The following is a 24,117-nucleotide window of genomic DNA, read 5'->3' as shown; positions in this document are numbered from 1 at the left end:
TATCACAGCCACTACATCCTACCTTTCAGTAACTGCCCTACATGAATGGCCAAGCATTGGCAGCTGAAATTATCAACTATGGTTAAAGGCCGAATTTTCCGCCCATCAAACAAATTGTCAACCATAAAATTCATGGTTCAACTTTAATGTGATGCTGTAGTGCGACCTACTGTAAACAGTGAGCAGCGGCCCGATTACAGTTAGGCCATTTACTACGGTAATTCGAGCGTTCTGGATAATAAAGCAGATGGACGCGCTTATGGTTGTCTACCCGGCCTTCGCACCGCAGCAGTGTAAAAAGGCGCTGACAACCGTAGCAATTACACATTTACAGTTCCTGTAACCGCTGGCGCAGCATGGTGTCGTCGCGGCGGTGAGCTTCAGAAACAACCATAAAGTGCAATACTACCCAAGTACGACGAGCAGGAATGCGGTAGGCATCGATTTAATGCTGAGCCGCATAGAGACACTTCATGGGCTCAAGTACATCCTGCAGTTTCCTCTTGACCAGACTCAAGTCGTCGACAAGTTGCTTAAGGTACAGATTCCCTTTTTCTGATTGCTTCAGTTAGCATAACTCAAGTACGCCTAGCCCACCGTATTTCTTCTATCAACTGTGATATGTCACCTCGCTGATGCAGATTTTCTGGAGCACCTTTATAACATCTACGCCGATGTCCGTTTAGCGCATCGTAAGCATGATCTGAGCTTCGACTAATTGAGTCTACTTTAGCACATGTGCCTCCTATTTTCAAAGCGTAACAAATGCTCGACTATCTAACCATAGCTTGACCTAATAATATGAGAAAATGACAATATAAATTCAGTATGCATTGTATATTAGTCAATATAATCATAATTATTTAATAATATTACAATAACATTAGGCTCTTTTGATAAACACTAGAAAAAACTTCCTAAAACTGTAGAATTAGTAGATTTATCTTTACTTTTAGCCTTGGAGTATTCGTACTGCAAGGCTTTTCATTTTTATTAAACCTTTTTCTGCATGAAAAAAATTTTACTCATGAGCGTATTGCTCATGATAACTCTGCTTCAGCAGGTATCGGCCCAAACCCGGAGTTTGTCTGGTCGTGTAACCGATCGGCAAACAGGTACTGGACTACCTGGCGTGACTGTTCTAATCAAAGGAACAACTAACGGGGTATCTACTAATTCGGATGGTAACTATACTATCTCTGCGACTTCTGGCAACGTATTGGTATTCAGCTCAATTGGATATGTTTCACAAGAAAAACCTGTTGGCGATGAAGCACAGATTAATATTGGTCTGTCACCAGATACAAAAACCTTAAATGAGGTAGTAGTTTCTGGTTACGGTATACGGCAGGAAGTGAAGGACCTGACTGGTTCGGTGGCACAAGTAGAAGAGCGTGCGTTGCTTACGCAACCTGTACAAAGCGTAGATCAAGCTCTTACTGGTCGCATGTCAGGTGTGCAAGTGACTAACTCTGGTGGTGCGCTAGGCGACCAAGCCGCTGTGCGTATCCGGGGGGCTAACTCTATCTCGGGTAGCTCACAGCCGCTTTACGTAGTAGACGGCGTACCGCTGAGCACAGTAGATAATGCCAACGTATTCAATGGTGGTGATGGTACGCGTTTCAATCCGCTAGCTACCATTAACCCGAATGATATTGAGTCGGTACAGGTGTTGAAGGACGCTTCTGCCTCTGCTATCTACGGTTCACGCGCTGCAAATGGCGTTATTTTGATTAATACGAAGCGTGGACGCTCAGGTCAAAGCCAATTATCGATCAACTCGTTCGTTGGTGTTTATCAAGCTACTCGCAAACCAAAGCTGTTGAATGGTGATGACTTCATTACCATCATGAATGAGAAGGCGCAGAATAACCCTCGCATCACGAACAAAACGATTGCTAGCAATGTAGACGTGAATGGTGATGGTCAGCCTGATCGCACAAATTGGATGGATGAGATTTTCCGTGATGGTTTTGCCCAAAACTATCAAGTTTCATTATCAGGTGGTAATGACAAAGCGACTTATTACGGTTCAGCTGATTACTCAGACCAAAAAGGTATACTCTACCAAAACCGCCTACGTCGTGGTTCTACCCGGCTTAACTTAGACCTAACGCCTAAAAAGTGGTTGAAAGCTGGTATCAGCGTAAACTACTCGCAAACTGAAAACCAAGGGGTCTTAACTGACCGTTACCTAGCTGGTGCTACAGTATCTGGCTATGCTGCTCCACCAAACGTACCTGTTTATGGTGCAGATGGCTTCTACTACCTCAACGGTGCAGGTAATCTAGGTACAGGTGCTAACACAACTTCGAACTACGTTTTCGCGATTTCGAATCCTACTGCTGTACTTGATCTGCAGCGTAACGCTAACACAGCTCGTCGTTTATTGACGAATGGCTACGTAACTGTTGAGCCATTGCAAGGTTTACGTGTCACGTCAAAATTAGGTCTCGACTACCTGGACAACTTCGAAGACCAGTATAGCGATGCTCGTATCTCTGGACTAGGCCGCTCTTTTGATGGTCTAGTACAGAACAACCGCTTAGATGTTTTCCAGTATAACTGGCAGAACTTCGCTAACTATAGCACTATTATTGGCGAAAAGCACGAACTCAATGCTACAGTTGGTTTAGAATATCAGCAGCTAAATCGTACTGAGCTTTACACTGGTGCTTCTGGTATTGCTGACCCCAAATTCAATGCTATACTAGATGGTTTGTTCTCGGGTGATGCTCTAGCAGGTGGTGTGCAACTGGGTAACGGTTTCCGCTCGTATTACGGAACTGCCAGCTATGTTTATGGTAACAAGTACTACGTAACTGGTACGGTGCGTGCTGATGCCGATTCTCGTTTTGGTGCACAAAATCAAACGGGTTATTTCCCAGCAGGATCTGTAGGCTGGCGTATTTCGGAGGAAAGCTTCATGGAAAGCATTCGTCCTGTTCTATCTGATTTGAAGCTTCGTGCAAGCTATGGCCGAGTAGGCAACTCTAATGGTATTGGTTCTTATGCTGCCCGTACATTGGCTGGTGGCGGCCAATATGCTTCTGCTAACGGTTTTGCAATTACTCAAATTGGCAACGACGCTCTACAATGGGAAACCTCTAAAAAGTTGGACGTTGGTTTAGACGCTGCGCTAGTGAAAGAGCGTATCAATTTGACTGTTGATTACTTCCGTAATGATATCGATGGTCTATTGTTGAACGCACCTACTCCTAGCACAGCTGGTATTCCTTCTGGTATTATTGCACGCAACGTAGGTAGCATGCGTAACCAAGGTTTCGAGTTCAATGTAAATACAACGAATATCACTACAGAGAGCGGTTTCCGTTGGACTTCTACTTTGAACTTCACTACCCTCAAAAACAAAGTCCAAGAGTTGGTAACACCAACAGACTTAGTTTCAGGAAACAACCGTGCTAGCATTGGTCGTCGCCTGGGTGTATACCAATTAGTTCGTTGGGCTGGTGTGAACCCTGAAAATGGTAATGCTCAGTTCTTGGACGCTAATGGTAATGTGAAGCAGTATGATGCAGCTGCACAGCGTTGGTTGACTGCTACTGGTGAAACTACGACTGCTATTACCCAAGCTGATGCAGTGTATACAAACAAGAGTGGCTATCCTACTTACTATGGTGGTTTTGATAACCTATTCTCATTCAAAGGCATTGAGTTAGGCATCTTCTTACAATACAGTGGTGGTAACGAAATCTACAATGCTACCCGTGCTGGTTTATTAACCAACTCATTCAGCAACAATTTAGCTGAAGTGAAGGACCGTTGGACCCAACCTGGTCAGCAAACGGATATTCCTAAGTTGGTATACTTAGATGCTGTTTCGACACAAGCTTCGACTCGCTGGCTGGAAAAAGGTGATTTCCTTCGCGCTCGTCAGATCAACTTAGGTTATAATTTGCCTGAGAATCTCTCACAGCGCATTGGTGTAGCTCGTGCTCGTATTTACGGGCAAGTACAAAACGCTTTTGTTATCACGAAATATAAAGTTGGTGATCCGGAAGTAAACTCGAACCGAAACAGCAGCAATATTGCTTATGGTATTGATAACCGTTCGGTTCCTCAAACGCGTGCTTATACGCTCGGTATCAACTTCACTCTGTAAAAATTTAACTACCTACCAATATGTTGCGTCTTCCTTTTCGACGTTTAGCACTAGGCCTTGTCTTTACGACAATGCTAGCAAGTTGCGACGTGCTCAACCAGGATCCGCCCATGAATTTTACCATCGATGATACTTTCGCCGATGCAACTCGTATTCAAAGCTCGCTGTATGGCGTGTATGATGGGCTGCAAAACGCAGAGTTTCTTGGTGGCAGGGCATTGATCTATTCCGATATTCGGGGTGGTGATACAGACGTACCAACCCAATATTTTGGGAACGTACCACTCTTCCAAATGCTTTCCACTGATGCTTATGCCTCAGGAGCCTGGACCGGGGGTTATCAGACTGTTTTTGCAGCAAACTCCTTTATCCAAAACCTCGCTGCAAATGCTTCTAAAGTAACACCTGCGCAAGCTGCACAGTATACTGCGGAAGCTCGTGCGGTTCGTGCCCTCACTTACTTTCACTTAGTGAACCTATTTGCACAACCTTACAGCTTCACTGCTAACGGTTCGCATTTAGGTGTACCACTACAGCTAACTGCTGCTACTGGCGCTACTGAAGCATTTGAATCGTTACCAGCTCGTGCTACTGTAAACGAGGTTTATGATCAAATTATCAAGGATCTGACTGAGTCTATTCCAGCACTGCCTACTACTAACTCAGACGACTTTGCTCGGGTTGCACGCATGACACGTGGTGCTGCCCAGGCATTGCTTGCCCGTGTGTACCTGTTTAAGGGAGACTATGAAAAAGCTGGTACAGCTGCTCAAGCAGTTATTAGTTCTGGCCTCTACAGCTTAGATGCTGACCCTCAGACACCCTTTGACACTTATACGACAAAGGAGTCCATTTTCTCGGTAGCAATGAATATTCAGGACAACCCGAATACTAACAATGCTATTGGGCAGCACTATGGCCGTGATAGAAGAGCGGATATTCCAATTTCTGCATATCTGGCTCTTCCAACTTCTATCTTCCCAGCTGGCGATAAGCGTCGTACCATGGTGGAGCTTACGGATAGCAATATTCCCTTCACGAGTAAGTTTACTACCGTTGATACTTGGGTACCAATGATACGCTACCCTGAGGTATTGCTCACACATGCTGAAGCGCTGACTTTACAGAATAACTCGGTGACACCAGCGGCTGTAGCAGATCTAAACCTTGTTCGTGACCGTTCTAAAGCTGCTGGTACTGCTTCATATACAGTAGGCTCGTTCGCAACAGCAGCAGATTTACTCACTGCTATTCGCAATGAGCGTCGTGTTGAGTTAGCCTTCGAAGGCTTCCGACTCTACGATTTGCTCCGTTATAAGCAAGGTGTACCAGCCCACGGTATCGTACCAGCTATTCCGTACGGTGACAACCGGTTGATATTCCCTATCCCCAATGCCGATGTTTTGCGTAACCCCAACCTAGTGCAAAACCCAGGTTATTAATCGGAGTTATCTCCTCACTAAAAAGGCTTCGTCGTATGACGAAGCCTTTTTTATTCATACCATTCTTCTACTAGATAGTATCTATACGTAGCACAACTTCTTGACTTAAATCACCACGCTTTATCCACTTCACAATTTTATTAGCTACCTCTTCTGACGCAGCCAACTTATCATTTTCGTATAATCCTTGAAACCGCTCTACTTCACTAAACTGTTTTCCATCCGCCCCACGAATCTGCTCTTGCATCCCCGTATCCACTACCCCTGGGGCTAGGGCGCGGATGCGGACGCCAGAGCCGCGGAGGTCCTGTTCCTTCTGTGCAACTTGGCTTAACATTTCTAGCGCTGCTTTGGAGGCACAGTAGGCACCCCAGCCATCAACGGGGCGCTGGGCGGCGCCGCTGCTGATATTGAGAATAGTACGGGGTACATGCAGGCCAGAATATGCGCTTAGGAAGGTATTCATTAGCATGGCGGGCGCTACCAGGTTCACATCAAACACGAAATTGTAGTGTTCGTTGGTCTGTTCGCCTACATAGGCGATTTCACCTAGTACCCCAGCATTATTAATCAGTGTGATGCTGTCGGCATCTAACCAAAGCGGGAATATTTTTGTGATGTTGTTTTGAAGCGCTTCCATATCTGAAAGGTCCAGGGGCTGATGCTGGTACCGGTCGTGCTCAATGGTGGCGTGGCGCGATACGCCAAGTACTCTGGTGTCGGGATAGGAAAGAACAGCTTCTGCCAGCGCTTTGCCTAAGCCACGGCTGGCGCCGGTGATGATGTAGTAATGCATAGGGTAAGTGGGTAAATCTGAAAAACGTGCGGGCCAACCAGCGCCGCCCTGCCTCTGCGATACTACGCGGAAGAGCAGTGCGCCGTTGATCGGCCCACACGTTTTTCAGCTTGCTTTTACCTCACAGAATGTACTGCGTCAGGTCGCGGTTGCGCACCATGTCTCTCAAGCGTTCATCAACCAGCTCGCGCGTGATTTGAATGCGAGCGTTGGCGCCAATCTTATCCGGAACATCGAACAAAATGTCGTTGAGCAGGCGGCTCATAACGGTGTGCAGGCGACGAGCTCCAATATTTTCGACTTCGCTGTTCACCTCAAACGCAATTTCGGCCAAACGTTCCAACGCGGCGTCGTCAAAGGTTAGCTCTACCTCCTCAGCTTGCAGCAATGCCTCGTACTGCTTGGTGAGAGCATTCTTAGGATCTTTGAGAATGCGGTAGAAATCGTCTTTTGACAGGCTTTGCAATTCTACTCGAATGGGGAAACGACCTTGCAGCTCCGGAATCAGGTCGGAGGGTTTGGCGACGTGGAAGGCGCCGGCGGCAATAAATAGAATGTGGTCGGTGTTAAGGATGCCGTACTTAGTGCTCACCGCCGAGCCTTCTACAATGGGTAGGAGGTCGCGCTGCACGCCCTCACGGCTCACGTCGGGTCCGCCGCCGCCTTTGCCACTGCGGCTGGCTACCTTGTCAATTTCGTCGATGAAGATAATGCCGGAGTTTTCGGCGTGGCGTAGGGCTTCTTCCTTCACCTCCTCCATATCGATGAGCTTGGCCGCTTCCTCGTCTAACAGGATGCGACGGGCTTCGGCAATGGTCACGCGACGCTTGCGGGTTTTCTTGGGCAGCATGTTGCCCAGCATATCCTGCAAGCCCGACAATGAAGCCTCGTCCATGCCCGTTTGGCCGCCCAGGATGCCAATGCCGGAGGTACTACTTTGCTCCACCTTAATCTCAATCTTACGCTCGTCCAACTCACCGCTCCGGATTTTCTCACGGAATTTGTCGCGGGTGCGCTCGTTTAGCTCTTGGTCTGAGGTAGGCATTTGGTTACCATCGGCAGCAGTGCCAAAGCCTACCCCTTGGCGCGTGGCAGGGGTAGCAGTACCAGACACCGGCGGGATTAAAGCATCCAGGATAATGTCCTCCACCACCTGTGCAGCCTGGGTTTTCACGGCTTCTTTGCGGCGCAGCTTCACCATGTTCACCGACTGCTCAGCCAAGTCGCGTACCATGCTTTCTACATCACGGCCTACGTAGCCTACCTCCGTGAACTTGGAAGCTTCCACTTTCGTGAAGGGCGCATCGGCGATGCTGGCGAGGCGGCGGGCAATTTCGGTTTTACCTACCCCCGTAGAGCCAATCATCAGGATATTATTGGGCACGATTTCGTGTTGCATGTCGAGGGGGGCATGCAGGCGGCGCCAGCGGTTGCGCAGGGCAATGGCTACGTGGCGCTTAGCCTCGTGCTGACCAATGATATACTTATCCAGCTCGGCTACTATCTGCGCCGGCGTCAGAAAAACATCGGATTCTATCATACATCAAAAGTGAAAGCGCCCAGAAGATGTGCTTGGGCGATGTAGAGAAGAAGCAACTATCCGGCAAAACGTTGCCCAACGGCTTGCTTCTGCCACAAATACTGATTTAGCCGGTCAGGGTTGTCTTTTATCCGCTGTTACCCGACAGAGTTACCGGCCCCTACCCTACCTCTCCTTCGTAAACAACGAGTCAATGTTGCGCGCAATGGTGAAATAATTGGCCGCGCCCGAAGCGTGGTAGCCCGCCCGAGTATAATCAAGTTGAAACTGGCTGATACGTAGCATAGCTCCAAAGCTAAAACCCGCGCCCCCACCTACGTCGACCAAGCGCAACTCACGCCTGGTTAAATGGTTGTAGCCAACGCGTAGGTGCAAGTTTTTGCTGAGCAATAGCTCACCACCTGCCGCAAAATGCCGAGCAATTTTGTCGCCCAGGCTTTTCTTGGGCATAATGGGGTTACCGTTTTCGTCTAGCTGCGTATTCTGGGTAGGATCGAGGTATACAATATCCAGTTGCTGCAAGTGATGCACCGTGAGGGAGAAGCGAAATGGCAAGTGCTCGGGCTTGAAGGAAGTGCCCAGCTCCACGTTCAGCGGCATAGGCTCACGGCCGGAACCGGTGTACGGCTTCACTTGATACCCCAAGTTGCGCACCGCCAGTCCTACCGTGAAATCCTGATCTGGGTGCTTAAATAATGCACCCGCATCGGCCAGCACACCTACCGAATGGTTGCCGGCAATACCCGATACCGCGAGCTTCAGCGTGCCGCCCAGCGTAAAATTGCCGCTGGTATATGAGTCGGCTATGCTGGCGGCGTACTCATTCACCGAGAACTCACCGATGACGTTGCCCGCTGCGTCTACCTGCTGAAACTCACCATAGCTCAGGTAGTTCAGCCCTACCCCAAACCGTCCGGCATGCTGCGTATTGAAGACGTACACGGCGCTGGTTTGGCTGATGTCCGCCAGGTAATCAACATAGCTCAGGGCCAGCCTACCATCCATTTCCTGGTTCAGCAAGGCCGGGTTGGCAAAGAGCATGGTCCCATCGGCATCGCGGGAAGAGACGTTGGCGCCGCCCAGAGCCGCCAGCTTGGCACCAGCAGGCACGTTTAGAAACGAAAAGGCTCGCCGGCCGCCAATTTGCGCTGCCGCTGGTTTCACCGTTCCCAGTACCAACACACTAACAATCCCCAACAAGTACTGACGTAGCGGTGCAATCATTGGCGGAAGATACTGAGGAAATTACAAGGTTGGGCATTGAAACATTCCACTAATGCAGAACGTCATGCTGAGCTTGTCGAAGCATCTCACTCGCTTCGTTGTATACTATCCAACGAAGCGAGCGAGATGCTTCGACAAGCTCGGCATGACGCTCTAACCAAATCCTAAATATCCTACTTACTGCACTTCCACGCTCGGTACAGCCGGCGGGGTTGGCTCGTCGCGCACGGTCAGCTTCATCGGGTGGTTCACCAACTCCGGTAATAAGGCTACAGCCAGCACGTCATCCACGCGGTCGGCGTAGTGAATGGTGAGGCCTTTGATGTATTCGGCGGGAATCTCGTCGATGTCCTTGCGGTTTTTCTGGCACAGAATCACGTCTTTGATGCCTGCCCGGCGCGCCGCCAGAATCTTCTCCTTGATGCCGCCTACCGGCAACACCTTGCCGCGTAGGGTAATTTCGCCTGTCATAGCCAAGTGGCTGCGGATTTTACGCTGCGTAAATACCGACGCAATGCTGGTGAAGATGGCAATACCGGCACTTGGCCCATCCTTAGGCACGGCACCTTCGGGGAAGTGGATGTGCAAGTCATACTGGTCGAAGAGACGGTAGTCGATACCTAGCTCCTCGGCCCGGCTGCGCAAATAGGAAAGCGCCGTAATGGCCGATTCCTTCATCACGTCGCCCAGCTGGCCCGAGAGCGTGAGCTTGCCCCTACCCCGGCTCAGCAGACTTTCAATGAAGAGGATGTCGCCGCCTACTGAGGTCCAGGCTAGGCCGGTTACCACACCAGCGGTGTCGTTGTCCTGGTACTGGTCGCGGTCAAAGATGGCGGCGCCCAGGATGCGGGCCACGTCTTTCGGCTCCAGGGTAGCCGGGTATTCTTCCTCCAACGCCTTGTGCTTGGCTACGTTGCGCACCACGGCGCCCAGCTTGCGTTCCAGACTGCGCACCCCTGATTCGCGGGTATAGTCGTCAATCACGCGTTGCAAAGCGGGCGTGGTGATGCTCACGTCCTTGGGTTGTAGGCCGTGGTCGGCCAGGAGCTTGGGCCACAGGTGCTTTTTGGCAATCTGGGTTTTCTCTTCCAGCGTGTATCCCGTCACGTCGATGATTTCCATCCGGTCGCGTAGGGCGGGCTGAATGGTATCGAGGGAGTTGGCCGTGGCAATGAACAACACCCGCGACAGGTCGTACTCCACCTCTAAGTAGTTATCGGTAAAGGTGGAATTTTGCTCCGGGTCCAGTACTTCGAGCAACGCCGACGATGGGTCGCCCCGGAAATCGGCACTCACCTTGTCTACCTCGTCCAGAATAATGACCGGATTGGATGCCCCAGCTTTCTTGATCTGGCTAACAATCCGGCCCGGCATGGCGCCTACGTAGGTTTTGCGGTGCCCCCGGATTTCGGCTTCGTCGCGCACGCCACCCAGGCTCATGCGCACGTACTGCCTACCCAGCGCCTTGGCAATGGAGCGGCCCAGGCTGGTTTTGCCCACGCCGGGCGGGCCGTAGAGGCACAAAATCGGCGCCTTCATGTCCTGCTTCAGCTTGAGCACGGCCAGATACTCCACAATGCGCTCCTTCACCTTTTCCATGCCGTAGTGGTCCTGGTCGAGGATTTTGCGGGTGCGCTTTAGGTTGAAGTTGTCCTTGGTGTACTCGCCCCAAGGTAGGTCGAGCAGAAACTCCACGTAGTTCACGCTCACCGGGTACTCGGCGGCCTGGGGGTTGAGGCGCGTGAGCTTGTCCAGCTCTTTGTTGAAGTGCTTGGCTACGGTTTCGGGCCACTTCTTATCCTTGGCGCGGGCGCGAAACTTATCTATTTCCTGATCCGGCCCATCAAAACCCAGCTCATCCTGCAACACCTTGATTTGCTGGCGCAGGAAGTAGTCGCGCTGCTGCTGGTCGATGTCGGTGTGGACTTTCGTGTGGATTTCGCGCTTGATTTCCAGGTGCTGAATCTCCTTGAGCATCAGCTCCAGCAACCGCGTACCGCGCTCCACACCGTCGTTTATTTCCAGCAACTGCTGCTTAGTTCCTACCTCAGCGTTGATGTTCGACGACAGGAAATGCGTCAGGAAAGCCGGCGAGTCGATATTATCCAGCGCTACCTGGGCTTCCTGCGGAATCTCAGGGTTCAGCTTTAGAATTTTGGCGGCGGCTTCTTTCAGCGACGACACCAAGGCTTTCACCTCCTTGCTGTTCTTGTTGTGAAACTCCTCTGTGAGGTAGCTTACCCGTGCCGTGAGGTAGGGCACGTCCTGCACCTGCTCCTCAATCTGGAAGCGTTGCTGCCCCTGAATGATGATGGTGGTGTTGCCATCGGGCAGCACTAGCATTTTCAGGATGCGCGCCATGGTGCCAGTCTGGTACAGATCGGCCAGCACGGGGTCGTCGCTCTGGGTATTTTTTTGAGCAACTACCCCAATAATCTTATTACCTCGGTAGGCTTTGCGCACCAGCCGCACGCTTTTCTTGCGCGATACTGTAACGGGTAGCACTACTCCAGGAAACAATACCGTATTGCGCACGGCCAGTAGCGGCAGTACCTCGGGGGCGTCTTCGCCGGTAAGCGGCTGATCGGGGTCGGTGGCAACAATAGAAACCATCTCTACCGTGTCCTTGGCCAGCAGGTAGGGAGTAGCGTCTTGAAAAAAGGATTTACTCATGGGAATAGCAGGGATGCACGATTGGTTCGTGCCAGAATGGCAGCCTGGCCTGGCACAACTATGCCCGGTTGCGACTGGCTTTTGCAAGATTACGGAATGGGCAAGCGTCGTGCCATCAAGGACCGAAATTCTTTTTCGGGACAGGCTACGCCAACACGGCACGGCGCTTGCCCCGGCTTGGGGTACGCTACTGCTCGGCAGTATCAGGAATTTGCTATTTTTGGTACCCTCCTTTCCATTCTGACAACGGTGGCGTTGTCTTGTTTCTTATGCTACGCTCTCTTTGTTTGTGGCTGGTGCTGCTTAGCAGTTGCGCGGCTTTTCTACCCGCCCAGGCCCAGCAGGTACCCCCTACTCCTCCCCTCGCGCAACGAGAGCTGGCACGCAATGCCTCCGCTACCAAGCAGTTGCGCGTGCGCCCCGATGGCACGCCCACCTTTCCCAACATCAACCGCATTGCGTTCTACCAAAACAAAAAGGAGTTAAAGGCCATTCAGCAGGCCGAGAAGCGCCATAACTGGGGGCAGGCCCGCAAGCTGCTGGCCGCCTACGTGGGCAAGTTCGGCATCGAGAACTTCGCTAAAAACACCGATATGCTCTGGCGGCTGGGCCAGCTCTACGAGCGCACCAACAACGAGCAACAGGCCAAAATCTATTATAGCCTGGCACTGAAGCACCGCCGCCGCGAGCTGAAAAAAGTGCAGCTCTACTACGACTCACTGGAGCAGAAAACCGCTGACCTCTACGTGCCCATGCAGGAGTACTACGCCATAGTGGAGTACCGAAAAAACCTGGCTACGTTTCATCCGCCCGTGGGTGTGTACACAAGTATGGGCGCTGGCATCAACTCGCCGGTAGAGGATTACGGACCTGCGCTGAGCAGCGAAGCGGGGCTGTTTGTGTTTTCTTCGAAGCGCAAGGTGCGCGGCAACATCAAGCAGGTGGTAGATGAGGACCTATATACCTCGCGCCAGGAAGGCGAGTACTGGACTGATGCCGAGCCCCTACCCAAGCCCATCAACTCGCAGTACAACGAAGGTTCGGCGTGCTTCTCGCGCGATGGCAAAACCCTCTACTTTGCCCGTTGCGAGTGCCCCGACTGCCACGGCAACTGTGACCTGTACTCGGCAACCTTCCAGGACGGGCAGTGGTCGACGCCGAAGAGCCTGGGGCCGAACGTCAACTCCGGCGCCTGGGACTCGCAGCCTACCCTCTCGCCCACCGAGGACACTTTGTACTTCGCTTCCGACCGTTTGGGCGGGTTCGGTTTGTCGGATATTTGGTACACCTACAAAACTAAGAACGGCGAGTGGGCCAAGGCCGAAAACATGGGACCTGTGGTGAACACGCGCGAGAGCGAGGTAAGTCCATTTTACCACCCTTTGTATAACGTGCTGTATTTCAGCTCACGAGGGCAGTTGCTCAATTTTGGGGATTTTGATATCTATAAAACCTACCGCGTAAACGGGCGCTGGCAGGAGCCACGCAACATCGGGCCGCTGGTGAACGGCAAAGGCTCGGAGTATTATTTCACCATCGACCGCGACTCCAAGAACCTGTATTACGCTCGGGCTGAGGCCAAAACGCCTCACAACCTCGACCTCTACTCTTTCCCGCTGCCCATGGAGGCGCAGCCGCTGGCTACCACGCACTTCGAAGGCTCGCTGGTAGATTCCGTGACTAATAAGCCACTCAACGGCGTAGTCAGCATCATCGACACGAACAATGGCATCGAAGTAGCCAGCAAATACCTGCGCCCCGACGGCTCGTTTGACTTCGATCTGATGGAAGGCTCGCACTACGTGATGCTCATCCGCAGCCCCGATTATTTCACGGTGGAAAAGCAATTCGACCTGAAATCGGATACGCTGATGAAGCTGATGACGGCTAGCTTCGACAGTAGCCTACCCCTCATCTTCCACAATATCGAATTTGAGGCGATGAAGGCCAACGTGCGGCCCGCCATGCACGGCACCCTCGACCGCATCGCCCTGTTCATGGTAGACCACCCTACCTACCGTCTCCGTATCACGGGCCACACCGATGCCCGCGGCAACCCCGACGTAAACGAGAAGCTTTCTCAGGACCGGGCCGAGGCCATCCGGCGCTACATCGAGCAGAAAGGCAAGCTCCAGCCCAACCGCATCGACAGCAACGGCTTAGGTAGCACCAAGCCGCTCAAGGAAGAAGTGACTGAGGAAGACGCGAAGGTGAACCGGCGGGTGGAGTTTCAGCTGATTAAGCCCGAGGGCGAGGGCAAGAAGCCAGCGGCCAGCGGTGGGTCGGATTGGTAGAACAGCGAAAATGTTTGTCATCCTGAACATGTGGCGCATCAAGCCAGTGATGAAGGATCTTATCACGTAAGAACGAGTCTTTGTTACGCTCGTCGTTCTGCCGTGAGAAGGTCCTTCGCAAGCTCAGGATGACATTTGTTGCCTTACAACTCCATTTTCCGCACGTCTTCGCCGCCGCGGAACAGGGCGCTTTGCTTCTTGCCGTTAGCTTCCACGTTCACGATGTTCATCTGGTCGTCGAAGGTGTCGAGCAGCAGATGGTTGCGCAGGTAGAGCGCTGGCGGCGCACTAGACAGCGGTACGGCGAGGTAGAGCCAATGCGCGTCGTGGTCGCGTTCCATGCCTACGTAGCGCCAGGGTAGGATTTCGCCGGGCTTCGTGCCGAATGCCAGTGTGCGCCGCAACAGCGCCGTGGCGAGGGTAGCCAATTGTGGCTTTGGGTCTTCCAGCACGCTCACCGGCTTGGGCTGATTTGCCGATAAGGCTTTTTCCAGGTCGTCGGTGAACACCTTCACTGCTACTTCCAGCTGTTTTTTCTGCGGGTTATAACGCACGTCCATGATGCTGGCGTGGTAGACGTGCGCGTGCGCCTGGGCCGCCATGCCTACTACCATCAACAACAAGAACAGCCACCGACGCATTAGAGGAAGTTTTTCAGGATGGGGTTAATAATCAGCACGAAAGCCATCAGGCCCAGAATCAGCACCATGCCTACCTTCTGAGCACCTTCCAGGAAGGAATCAGAGGGCTTGCGACCGGCTACCATTTCGTAGAGCAGGAACAGCACGTGGCCGCCATCTAGGGCCGGGATAGGGAGCAGGTTCATGAAGGCCAGCACCATGGAGAGCATACCCGTGAGCGTCCAGAACCGCAGCCAGTCCCACTTGCCGCCATATTGCTGGGCAATTTCGATGGGCCCGCCTACCGACTTACGAAACGACGCTTCTCCCCGGAAAATCTTACCGAATGCCTTGGCCTGCGTGGTCACGATACCAAAAGCCTGCTTGGTGCCCTGCGGCACCGATTCGGCAAAGGTGTAATGCCGCGTGTCGAAGTGCAGCAGCGACTTGGGGCGGAAGCCGATGGTGCCCTCCGGCTCTACCGTCACGGTGAGTTGGGTAGGGGCGCCGGCGCGTTCCACCGTCAGCGGAATGGTCTTGCCGGCTTGTTTTTTCAGCTCCTGTTGCAGCTCAGGAAAATAGTGAATGGGCGTGCCGGCTACGGCGGCTACCCGGTCGCCGGGCTGGAGGCCAGCCTTGGCGGCGGCGCTGTTGGGCACTACCTCATCTACCTGAAACGGGTCGAGGGGCACCACGAACGCGCCCTGGTCTTTCTCGGCGAGGCGGTCCATGAAGTCGGCAGGCACATCGATGTCGACGAGCTTGCCGTTGCGCTCCACGGTGTAGTAGCTGTTGCTGCCCAGTATCACTTCGGGCTCATACACCTCGTTGAACTCAGTGAACGGGCGACCGTTGATTTTCACGATTTTGTCGCCCATCCGAAAGCCCATTTCCTTACCCAACTCGTTGGGTAGCACGCCGTAGCGCACCTCCGAGGCGGGCAGGTAGCTTTCGCCGTGGGTGTAGGTGAGGGCCGTGAAAATGACGATGCCGGTAATCACGTTCATGATGATACCGCCCAGCATCACAATCAGGCGCTGCCAGGCTGGCTTGGCCCGAAACTCGTTGGGCTCCGGCTCGGCGGCCAAGCTCTCGGCATCCTGCGTCTCGTCGATCATGCCGTGGATGGCCACGTAGCCACCCAGCGGAAACCAGCCCAGGCCGTACTCCGTCTCCCCAATTTTCTTCTTGAACAAGGCGAAGTTGAGCACGCCCGGCATCGGAAACAGAAAGTCAAAGAAGATGTAAAACTTATCGACGCGAATCTTGAAATACTTCGCCGTGGCGAAGTGACCAAACTCGTGCAAACCAACCAAAAGCGAAAGGCCCAGCAACAGGTTGCCGGCCATAACTAATCCTTCCAAAGTAGCGAAGAAGTTAAAAATGTAAGATTGTCATCCTGAACGCAGCGCAGCGGAGTGAAGAACCTTATCACGCCCGCACCATCGCATCAACGGCTCAGTGCAGCGTGATAAGGTCCTTCACTCCGCTGCGCTGCGTTCAGGATGACAGTTGTTCAGCATGACAGTTCCTACCTCGACTTCGTTCCGTGGCCAATCAGCGTTTGCGCCACGCGGCGCGTTTCCTGGTCGGTATGCACGTAATCGTCGAGCGATGGGGTAGCAAGGTACGAAACCTTGGTGAGGCAACTTTCCACGAGGTCCGACATTTCCAGAAAACCGATTTCATCGCGCAGAAAAGCGGCCACGGCTACCTCATTGGCGGCGTTGAGGATGCAGGGCGCGTTGCCGCCCCGGCGCATGGCCTCGAAGGCCAGGGCCAGATTGCGGAACGTGGTGGTATCGGGCTGCTCGAAGGTAAACTGTGGGTAGGCCAGAAAGTTGAAGCGCGGAAAATCGGAGGGCAGGCGCTCGGGGTATCCCAGGGCATACTGGATGGGCAACTTCATATCGGGCAGGCCGAGTTGGGCTTTCAAAGAGCCATCCTCGAACTGCACCAGCGAATGAATGATGCTCTGCGGGTGTACCACCACGTCGATCTGGTCGTCGCGCAGGCCGAACAGCCATTTGGCCTCAATCACTTCCAGACCTTTGTTCATCAGGGAAGCCGAATCGATGGTGATTTTGGCGCCCATGTCCCAATTAGGGTGTTTCAGGGCCTGGGCTTTGGTGACGGTAGCCAGCTCGGCCCTACCCCTACCCCGGAACGGTCCGCCTGAGGCCGTGAGGATGATTTTCTCAATTGGATTTTGCTCCTCGCCTACCAGGCACTGGAAAATAGCCGAGTGCTCCGAGTCGACGGGCAGCAGCTTTACGTTATGCTCCCGAACCAACTCCGTGATGAGCTGACCCGCCACCACCAGCGTTTCTTTGTTGGCAAGGGCAATGTCTTTGCCCGCCCGGATGGCCGCCACCGTGGGCAGCAGCCCCGCGTAGCCTACCATAGCCGTGAGCACAATATCCGAGTCGGGGCGGGCAGCTACTTCTGCGAGGGCGCCGGCTCCGGCCAGCACTTCGGTTTCGGGCTGCTGAGCCAGCGCGGTTTTTACGGTTTCGTACTTGGTTTCATCGCCAATAACTACCACGGCGGGCCGAAACTCGCGGGCCTGGGTAATCAGCAGCTCGGCATTGGACTGCGCCGACAGCGCCGCAACGGCGAATCGGGTAGGATGGGCGCGCATGACATCCAGCGCCTGGGTTCCAATGGAACCCGTGGCACCGAGCAGCGCCACGCGCTTGGGGGTGGGAGTAGGCATGAACAAAAGTAAGGCGAAGTTCTGCTTCGCAGGCAATATCCGTTCCGGCCTGCTATTAGGTAGAATGAGGTAGGGGTGACTTGCAGCCGCCTGCTGGGTTGCGCTCCATTGCATCGACTACAACGCGACGCGCCCTATCCTACATCAGCAACGATGGGCGGCTTCAAACCGCTCCTACCCCGCTTTATACAATACCCTCTACCCGCACCTTCTTTCCATTGAACACCGCTTCCTCCCCTACCCGCTTGCCGCTCAGCGCCGCCGCCACCGGCGCGGCCGGCGACACGGCAAAGTAATCGGCACCGTCTACGGTGAGCTTACCGGCGCTGATGCTGAGGTAGAAACGGCCCATGCTGGTGGTAACCAGCGCGCCGGGGCGCACCGTGTCGCAGGCTTTTTCTGGGTCAATGCGCTCTAGCTCAGCTTTGAGATTCAGGGCTTCGCGGAGCTGCACGGCGTTGCGGTTGCGCTCCTCGTGGGCCATGGCGCGGCCGGTTTCGTACTTGTCGCCGGCGCTGCTCTTGGTTTCAGAATTAGCCGACTCCTGCGCTGCCAGCATCGCCGACTGGGCCGCGTCAATGCGCTGTTGGAGGTAGGCCAGGCAAGCGGCGTGGAGGGCAGGTTTTAGTTGCTGATTTAAGCCGACCATTATATAATGTTCATTTTACTTCTCAACAATTTAATTAAAATAATTATATTCTTAGTGTTCACTAAAGAACAACACCATTTTTATCGTTTGCCCACGATTCAAAAGCATGAACACTTACCAACTCTATATTTTTCTTTAGTTTACTTTTAAGTCCATTTTCTTTTTTCTCATAAATTTTCTCTTCTAAATCTTCTTGACTAACCAAGATAAATTTCACTTTTCGACTGTTTATATTTATTCTTTTATCATAGCTATAAACCATAATAGTATCTGAAGCCTCTTTATCCCAAGCTATAACAACATCCATATTAGTATTCATAATTTCAACGTAATCATTATTAGGCGCGAAAATATCAAAATAAGCACAAGGCATAATATAACACGCATTGCCAACTGTTTTCCAAACAGTTATATTTTTTCCTCCTACATGATAAATATTTCTACTCTCAATATACCAAAAAGGTATAGCTAAAAATATAGCTACTATTATCAAAAGTGTTTTCATTTAAAATATGATAATTTATAATTACTAATCAACTACTCCATATTCCAATAAATCTACTTCAATACCACATCCACCATCACCGGGAAGTGGTCGGAGGGGTAACGGCCGCGCATGGAGTCGGTGAGAACGGCGTAGTCGAGTACGGTGTACTCTTTACTTACAAAGATGTGGTCGATGCGGTCTTGCAGGGGCACATCCAGCTTGAAGCCTTGGAAGGTACCTATAGGACCATAGGCCGGTTTTTGGGTGGCATCGTAGGCGTTGCGTAGCGAGGCCTGGATAATCTTTACCTGTTCCGTATCGGGGGTAGAGTTTAGGTCGCCGACGAAGATAACGGGAGCATTTTTGGCAATTTCCTTGATCTTCTGCACCATCAGCTTCCCTGACTCCCGCCGGGCTTCTACTCCTTCGTGGTCGAAGTGGGCGCTGAAAAAGTAAAATTCCTTTTTGGTTTGCGTGTCCTGGAACTTGGCCCAGGTGCAGATACGGTTGCAGCAGGTGGCATCCCAACCTTTGCCGGGCTTATCGGGGGTTTGACTGAGCCAGAAGTCGCCGGTTTGCAGCAGCTTCAGGCGGTCTTTTTTGTAGAAAATAGCCGAGTGCTCACCAGCTTCCTTGCCATCGTCCCTACCCTTGCCCACAAAGGCGTACTGTTTGAGTTGGGCCACATCGTTGAGCTGGCCCCGGAAGCCCTCCTGCGTGCCGAACACGTCGAAATCATAGTAGCTGACGAGGTTGCGCACCATCTCCGCGCGATTGGGCCAGGCGTTTTGGCCGTCGCTGGCGGTGTTCATGCGCAGGTTGTAGGTAGCCACACGCAACGGGGTAGCAGCGGTTTTTTGAGCAACGGCAACTTGCGCAAGCAATAGACAGGCAAGAAACAGCGAAAGAAGAAAACGCATGGGCAAGAGTGGAATAAGGCAGAAAGGTGAAAGATGATTTTGGGCGTTGTGGGGCCAAGTTAGGTTTCTTACCGGAACCGGTTGTCTTAGCTGGACAGTGCTGGCGCTACATCGCTAGCAGCCCCTCAGCCAACGTCCTATCGTTGCTGAGGCGCGGCACCTTGTTCTGCCCGCCTAGTTTCCCCTGGCTTTTCATATACCGCTGGAAAGCGCCAGCAGGCAGAACCGTGAGCTGCAAGGGCTCCAGAATATTACCTGCCAGCAGGTCGTCGTAGTAGGTATTTCGCTGTCGTAAGCCCGCGTCCAGGGTAGCCGCGAAGGCAGCAGTATCATGCGGGGGCCGGGCAAACTCGAGGAGCCATTCGTGGCGAGAAGGCACGGCGGGGTCGTCGCTGACGAGTGGGGCCACCGTGAATTCCACTACCTCCACCTCGGGGTGCTGGCGCATGGCTTCGCGTAGGGTTTGCTCTACCTCCTCCCCTATCACATGCTCGCCGAAGGCCGATAGAAAGTGCTTGATGCGCCCCGACACCACCACGCGGTGCGGGAAGCGGCTCACGAAACGCACCGTGTCGCCGAGGGAGTAGCCCCACAGCCCAGCGTTGCTGCTGAGTACCACGGCGTATTGCTGGTCCAGCTCTACCTCTCCTATGGTCAGGCGGGGAGGGTTGTCCTCGAAAAACCGCTCGGCCGGAATAAACTCGAAAAAAATACCGGCATCCAGCAGCAGTAGCAGCCCCGGATTACCGGGCTGGTCCTGAAATGCCAGGAAGCCTTCGGAAGCCGGAAAGGTCTCGATGCTATCCACGGGGCCGCCCAGGGTTTCAAACAGCTTCTTGCGGTAGGGCTCAAAGTTGACGCCACCGTATACGAACAAGCTGAACTCAGGAAACGCTTCCTTCACCGTCTTGCCCGTGCGCGCCACTATGCGGTCGAAATACATCTGCACCCAGGGCGGAATGCCCGAAATCAAAGACATGGGCTGACCCAGGGTTTCTTCCACAATCTGGTCGAGCTTGGTTTCCCAGTCGTCGATGATGTTGGTGGTGTAGCTTGGCAGCTGGCTGCGGCGCAGGTAGGCCGGCACGTGGTGGTTGACAATGCCCGACAATCGGCCTGTGTGGATACCATTGACCATTTCCAGCTCTGGACTACCCGACAAAAACATCAGCCGCCCGTCCAGGAACTGGCTGCGGCCAGTGTAGTCGATGTAGTGCAGCAGCGCGTCGCGGGCACCGTTGATGTGGTTGGGAATACTGTCCTTGGTCAGCGGAATGTATTTGGCGCCGCTGGTAGTGCCCGAAGTTTTGGCCAGGTACAGCGGGCGACCAGGCCACAGCACGTCGGCTTCACCGGCCTGCACCCGGTCGAGGTAGGGGCGCAGGGCCTCGTAGTCGCGCATCGGCACTTGGCGGGCCAGGCCGGCGGCGTCGCTGATAGCGCGAAAGTCGTGGTCGTGCCCAAACGCTGTGCGGCTACCCAAGCCCAGCAGTCCGGTCAGAACGCGCTGTTGGGTACCCACCGGGTCCTGCATCCAGCGCTGGTAGCGGTGGGCAACATAAGCCGCCAGAGGCCGGCTCAGAGTAGCTTTCAACGCCATAGAATCAGAATCAGCTGAGAAGTAAACACCGTAAAGGTAGGGAACCTGCGTAAGCCCAGGCGATATGGACCCTCCATTTCCTATGCATAAAGCCTTTTTCGGCCACCTACCCTACCCGTGCCAATGGTTGAGAACCATTGCGTACTCGTAGCGATTCTGCCCGCTGCAACCTACTACTGCCGGGAGTGGTATGTATACACAGCATTTTTCACCATCACTCATTTTTTCCTCCCATGATCAACCAACGTGGCAATGCCGTTTGGAACGGCGACATTAAAGGCAGCGGCACCATTAGCACCCAAAGCGGCGTGGTAGAAGCCCCCTACTCGGTAGGCGCCCGTTTTGAGGGCCAGAAAGGCACCAACCCCGAGGAGCTGATTGGCGCCGCTCATGCCGGCTGCTACACCATGTTCCTGACCAGCCACCTAACCAAGGATGGCTACCAGGTAAAGCAAATCCGCACCGAGTCGAAGGTGACGCTGGACACCTCCGGCGAAACGCCGAAAGTGGTGAAGATTGCCCTGAAAACCGAAGGAGAAGTGGAAGGTATTTCGCAGGAAGAATTTCAGAAACAGGCCGAAAATGCCAAGGAAAACTGCCCAATCTCACAGCTGCTCAGCGCCGTACCCGAGATGGAGCTGACTTCGGCCACGCTGAAATAAGTTGGCTCTAATCAAGAGTAGGCCGTCATTTCGAACGCAGTGAGAAATCTCGCGTGCTGACGGAGGATACTATCCATCATCAGCACGCGAGATTTCTCACTGCGTTCGAAATGACGGCCTACTCCACCAATTGCTAACAGCTGGCAACAGAAAACTGAGTTACTTTGCTGCCGTCCTACCTTATTTTGCGCTGTATGCCTCCTACCTCTACCCGTATTCGTCTGCAACCTGCCAACAACTCGCGTATTCCTTTTTGGGGGCAGATGGCTATTGGCTTACTCTGGATCTTCTACGTTGGCTCGCGGCTGGTAGCCGACAGCAACAGTACTGATCAACACTTCCTGGACTATGTTTTTCTGGCGTTCAGCCTGATCTATATTGGCTACGTGCTGGTCAACAACGCGCCTATTTTTGGCACGCAGACGTACCTGGAGTTCACCCCAGCCTACATGGTGCACAAAGGCGGCTTGTTTCAGCCCAAGCAGGCTTTTCCGGCCGAGGACATTTCCTCACTGGAGTTGGCACTGCGTCAGCTACGGGTAAAGCTCAAAGATGGCAACAGCTATGTACTGAGCCTGCGTGAGGTACGCGGCACCCGCCGCCGCCGGATTTTGCACGAGCAAGTGCAGCGCTTCGCTGCCAACCATCAAATCCCGCTGAGCGACTCCCAGGAGAAGTAGACGTGCTACAATAAAGACCGTCCTGCTGAGCCTGTCGAAGCATCTCGCGTGCTGATGTTGGAGTTACTATCTGCCATCAGCACGCGAGATGCTTCGCCAAGCTCAGCATGACGGTCTTCTTTTTTCCTATCTCTTCCTACTTTCCCGCAAACTTCTTGCGTAGCTCCTGCACCGAGCTGCGGAAGCTTTTGTCGCTGTCGATGAGGTCTGAGACGGTTTGCACGGAGTGAATCACGGTGCTGTGGTCGCGCCCGCCGAAGTGGTGGCCGATGCTTTTCAGAGAGTGGGTGGTGTGTTCCTTGGCAAAGTACATGGCCACCTGCCGGGCCGTTACCACTTCCTTTTTGCGGGTTTTGGCCTTCAGCAGCTCCACCGGCAGGCTGAAATACTCAGCCACGGTTTTCTGGATGAAGTCGAGGTTGACTTCGGCCTCTACCTCCTCAATGATGTGGCGGAGCGCCTGCTTGGCCATTTCCAGGTCAATCTCGCGGCGGTTGAGGCTACTTTGGGCCACCAGCGAAATCAGCACGCCTTCCAGCTCGCGCACGTTGGTATTCACGGAATGCGCCAGGTACTCCACCACCTGCGGCGGAATATCGATGCCATCCTGCTGCATCTTGTTCTGGATGATGGCCATGCGCGTCTCAAAGTCGGGGCTTTGCAAGTCGGCGGTGAGGCCCCACTTGAAGCGCGAGAGCAAGCGGTCTTCCAGGCCGTTCAGGTCGCGCGGGGGCCGGTCGGAGGTCATCACGATTTGCTTGCCGGCCTGGTGCAAGTGGTTGAAGATGTGGAAGAACATCTCCTGCGTCTTGTCCTTGCCCGACATAAACTGCACATCGTCCAGAATCAGGATATCCACCAGCAGGTAGAAATTGGCAAAATCCTGCACCGAGTTGATGCGCACGCTCTCGATAAACTGGTTCGTGAACTTCTCCGCCGACACATAGAGCACAAACTTATCGGGCGTGGTGGCCTTGATGTGGTTGCCGATGGCCTGCACTAGGTGCGTTTTGCCCAGCCCTACCCCGCCGTACACCATCAGCGGGTTGAAGGAGGTAGTGCCCGGCTTGTTCGCCACGGCCAAGCCCGCCGAACGCGCCAGGCGGTTGCAGTCACCCTCAATGTAGTTCTCGAAGGTGTAGGTGGTGTTGAGCTGGGAGTTGACGTAGTTGCGGTCGACTACCTTGCTGGCCTCGAAGGGGTTGCGCAGGGTAGGCGGCGCGGCTGCCGGGGCCGCCGCCGCGCCCGCCACGTGCCGCGCCGACGACGACATGGGCCCCGCGGCCAACGCCGCGGCGGGTCCGGCCGAGGGGGCCGGTTGGGCAGCCTTGCGCGAGGTAGGCAGGTTGAGTGTGCGCGGCTGCGACTGGGCGTTGCCCTGATCTACTACAATCGAGTACTCCAGGCGGCCATCGGGACCCAGCTCCTGGAAGATACTTTTCTTGAGTACGTCCACGTAATGCTCCTCCAGCCACTCATAAAAAAATTGGCTGGGGACTTGGATAATCAATACGTTATTGTGCAGCTGCACCGGCACAATGGGCTCAAACCACGTGCGGAAGCTCTGCTCACCAATATTCGCTTTGATGACGCGCAGACAGTTGACCCATACGGTTCTAAAATCCTTCAGCATCAAACAGTTAGAGCAACAAAGAAGCGAGCAGACAGTGGACAGAAAGCCGTCGTCACGC

At 53.5% G+C, this 24,117-nt stretch carries 17 protein-coding genes; 5 read left to right on the top strand and 12 right to left on the bottom strand.

Going from position 1 to position 24,117, the window contains the following annotated elements:
• Positions 1 to 1,009: 1,009 nt before the first annotated feature.
• Together H8B15_RS07300 and H8B15_RS07295 are read left to right on the top strand one after the other, a co-directional pair.
• Entirely contained in the window at positions 1,010 to 4,123 is a 3,114-nt protein-coding gene (locus H8B15_RS07300; RefSeq protein WP_187319014.1) for a SusC/RagA family TonB-linked outer membrane protein, read from the top strand.
• Between the two features lie 110 nt (positions 4,124 to 4,233).
• Positions 4,234 to 5,565 (top strand): RagB/SusD family nutrient uptake outer membrane protein, encoded by a 1,332-nt coding sequence (locus tag H8B15_RS07295; RefSeq protein ID WP_187319013.1) that lies wholly within the window; start codon positions 4,234 to 4,236, stop codon positions 5,563 to 5,565.
• Between the two features lie 70 nt (positions 5,566 to 5,635).
• Here the strand turns inward: H8B15_RS07295 and H8B15_RS07290 are convergent, their stop codons facing one another.
• From H8B15_RS07290 to lon, 4 genes are all read right to left on the bottom strand, one after another.
• The gene (locus tag H8B15_RS07290) at positions 5,636 to 6,361 is read right to left on the bottom strand and encodes an SDR family NAD(P)-dependent oxidoreductase (RefSeq protein WP_187319012.1); all 726 of its coding nucleotides are present in this window, start codon (positions 6,359 to 6,361) and stop codon (positions 5,636 to 5,638) included.
• Positions 6,362 to 6,482: 121 nt separating this feature from the next.
• Positions 6,483 to 7,901, bottom strand: coding sequence for an ATP-dependent protease ATPase subunit HslU (gene hslU, locus H8B15_RS07285; protein ID WP_187319011.1), 1,419 nt, complete (start codon positions 7,899 to 7,901; stop codon positions 6,483 to 6,485).
• Positions 7,902 to 8,066: 165 nt separating this feature from the next.
• Positions 8,067 to 9,125 (bottom strand): type IX secretion system protein PorQ, encoded by a 1,059-nt coding sequence (gene porQ / locus H8B15_RS07280; RefSeq protein WP_187319010.1) that lies wholly within the window; start codon positions 9,123 to 9,125, stop codon positions 8,067 to 8,069.
• A 177-nt stretch (positions 9,126 to 9,302) separates the two neighbouring features.
• Entirely contained in the window at positions 9,303 to 11,738 is a 2,436-nt protein-coding gene (gene lon, locus H8B15_RS07275; RefSeq protein ID WP_425489791.1) for an endopeptidase La, read from the bottom strand.
• A 329-nt stretch (positions 11,739 to 12,067) separates the two neighbouring features.
• Here lon and H8B15_RS07270 point away from each other — a divergent pair, with 329 nt between their 5' ends.
• Positions 12,068 to 14,092: an OmpA family protein gene (locus tag H8B15_RS07270; RefSeq protein WP_187319008.1), complete on the top strand. Its 2,025-nt coding sequence runs from the start codon at positions 12,068 to 12,070 to the stop codon at positions 14,090 to 14,092.
• Positions 14,093 to 14,235: 143 nt separating this feature from the next.
• Here the strand turns inward: H8B15_RS07270 and H8B15_RS07265 are convergent, their stop codons facing one another.
• The 7 genes from H8B15_RS07265 to H8B15_RS07235 all read right to left on the bottom strand — a co-directional run bounded on the left by H8B15_RS07265 (position 14,236) and on the right by H8B15_RS07235 (position 21,084).
• The gene (locus H8B15_RS07265; RefSeq protein WP_187319007.1) at positions 14,236 to 14,733 is read right to left on the bottom strand and encodes a DUF6702 family protein; all 498 of its coding nucleotides are present in this window, start codon (positions 14,731 to 14,733) and stop codon (positions 14,236 to 14,238) included.
• Positions 14,733 to 16,076 carry an RIP metalloprotease RseP gene (gene rseP, locus H8B15_RS07260; RefSeq protein ID WP_246455343.1) on the bottom strand — a complete coding sequence of 448 codons (1,344 nt, stop codon included), beginning with the start codon at positions 16,074 to 16,076 and terminating at the stop codon, positions 14,733 to 14,735. The genes H8B15_RS07265 and rseP overlap by 1 nt, the downstream gene beginning before the upstream one ends.
• Before the next feature lie 167 nt (positions 16,077 to 16,243).
• On the bottom strand, positions 16,244 to 17,428 hold the full coding sequence (locus tag H8B15_RS07255; RefSeq protein ID WP_187319006.1) for a 1-deoxy-D-xylulose-5-phosphate reductoisomerase: 1,185 nt from the start codon (positions 17,426 to 17,428) through the stop codon (positions 16,244 to 16,246).
• A gap of 184 nt (positions 17,429 to 17,612) precedes the next feature.
• On the bottom strand, positions 17,613 to 18,077 hold the full coding sequence (locus tag H8B15_RS07250; protein WP_187319005.1) for a 3-oxoacyl-ACP synthase: 465 nt from the start codon (positions 18,075 to 18,077) through the stop codon (positions 17,613 to 17,615).
• A gap of 61 nt (positions 18,078 to 18,138) precedes the next feature.
• Positions 18,139 to 18,582, bottom strand: coding sequence for a hypothetical protein (locus tag H8B15_RS07245; RefSeq protein ID WP_187319004.1), 444 nt, complete (start codon positions 18,580 to 18,582; stop codon positions 18,139 to 18,141).
• A gap of 53 nt (positions 18,583 to 18,635) precedes the next feature.
• Positions 18,636 to 19,484 carry an endonuclease/exonuclease/phosphatase family protein gene (locus H8B15_RS07240; RefSeq protein ID WP_187319003.1) on the bottom strand — a complete coding sequence of 283 codons (849 nt, stop codon included), beginning with the start codon at positions 19,482 to 19,484 and terminating at the stop codon, positions 18,636 to 18,638.
• A gap of 106 nt (positions 19,485 to 19,590) precedes the next feature.
• On the bottom strand, positions 19,591 to 21,084 hold the full coding sequence (locus H8B15_RS07235) for a GH3 family acyl-acid amido synthetase (protein ID WP_187319002.1): 1,494 nt from the start codon (positions 21,082 to 21,084) through the stop codon (positions 19,591 to 19,593).
• Positions 21,085 to 21,317: 233 nt separating this feature from the next.
• Between H8B15_RS07235 and H8B15_RS07230 the strand changes: the two genes are divergently transcribed.
• Complete coding sequence (locus H8B15_RS07230; protein WP_187319001.1) at positions 21,318 to 21,746, top strand: OsmC family peroxiredoxin; 429 nt, start codon at positions 21,318 to 21,320, stop codon at positions 21,744 to 21,746.
• A 194-nt stretch (positions 21,747 to 21,940) separates the two neighbouring features.
• Entirely contained in the window at positions 21,941 to 22,426 is a 486-nt protein-coding gene (locus H8B15_RS07225; protein WP_187319000.1) for a hypothetical protein, read from the top strand.
• 136 nt (positions 22,427 to 22,562) lie between these two features.
• Here H8B15_RS07225 and dnaA read toward each other — a convergent pair whose 3' ends face one another.
• A complete protein-coding gene (gene dnaA, locus H8B15_RS07220) occupies positions 22,563 to 24,059 on the bottom strand; it encodes a chromosomal replication initiator protein DnaA (protein WP_187318999.1) in 1,497 nt (498 codons plus the stop codon).
• Positions 24,060 to 24,117 lie beyond the last annotated feature (58 nt).

Origin of the sequence: Hymenobacter citatus, assembly GCF_014333615.1 — a bacterium.
GTDB lineage: Bacteria > Bacteroidota > Bacteroidia > Cytophagales > Hymenobacteraceae > Hymenobacter > Hymenobacter citatus.
This window is presented reverse-complemented; position numbering and strand designations above follow the sequence as displayed.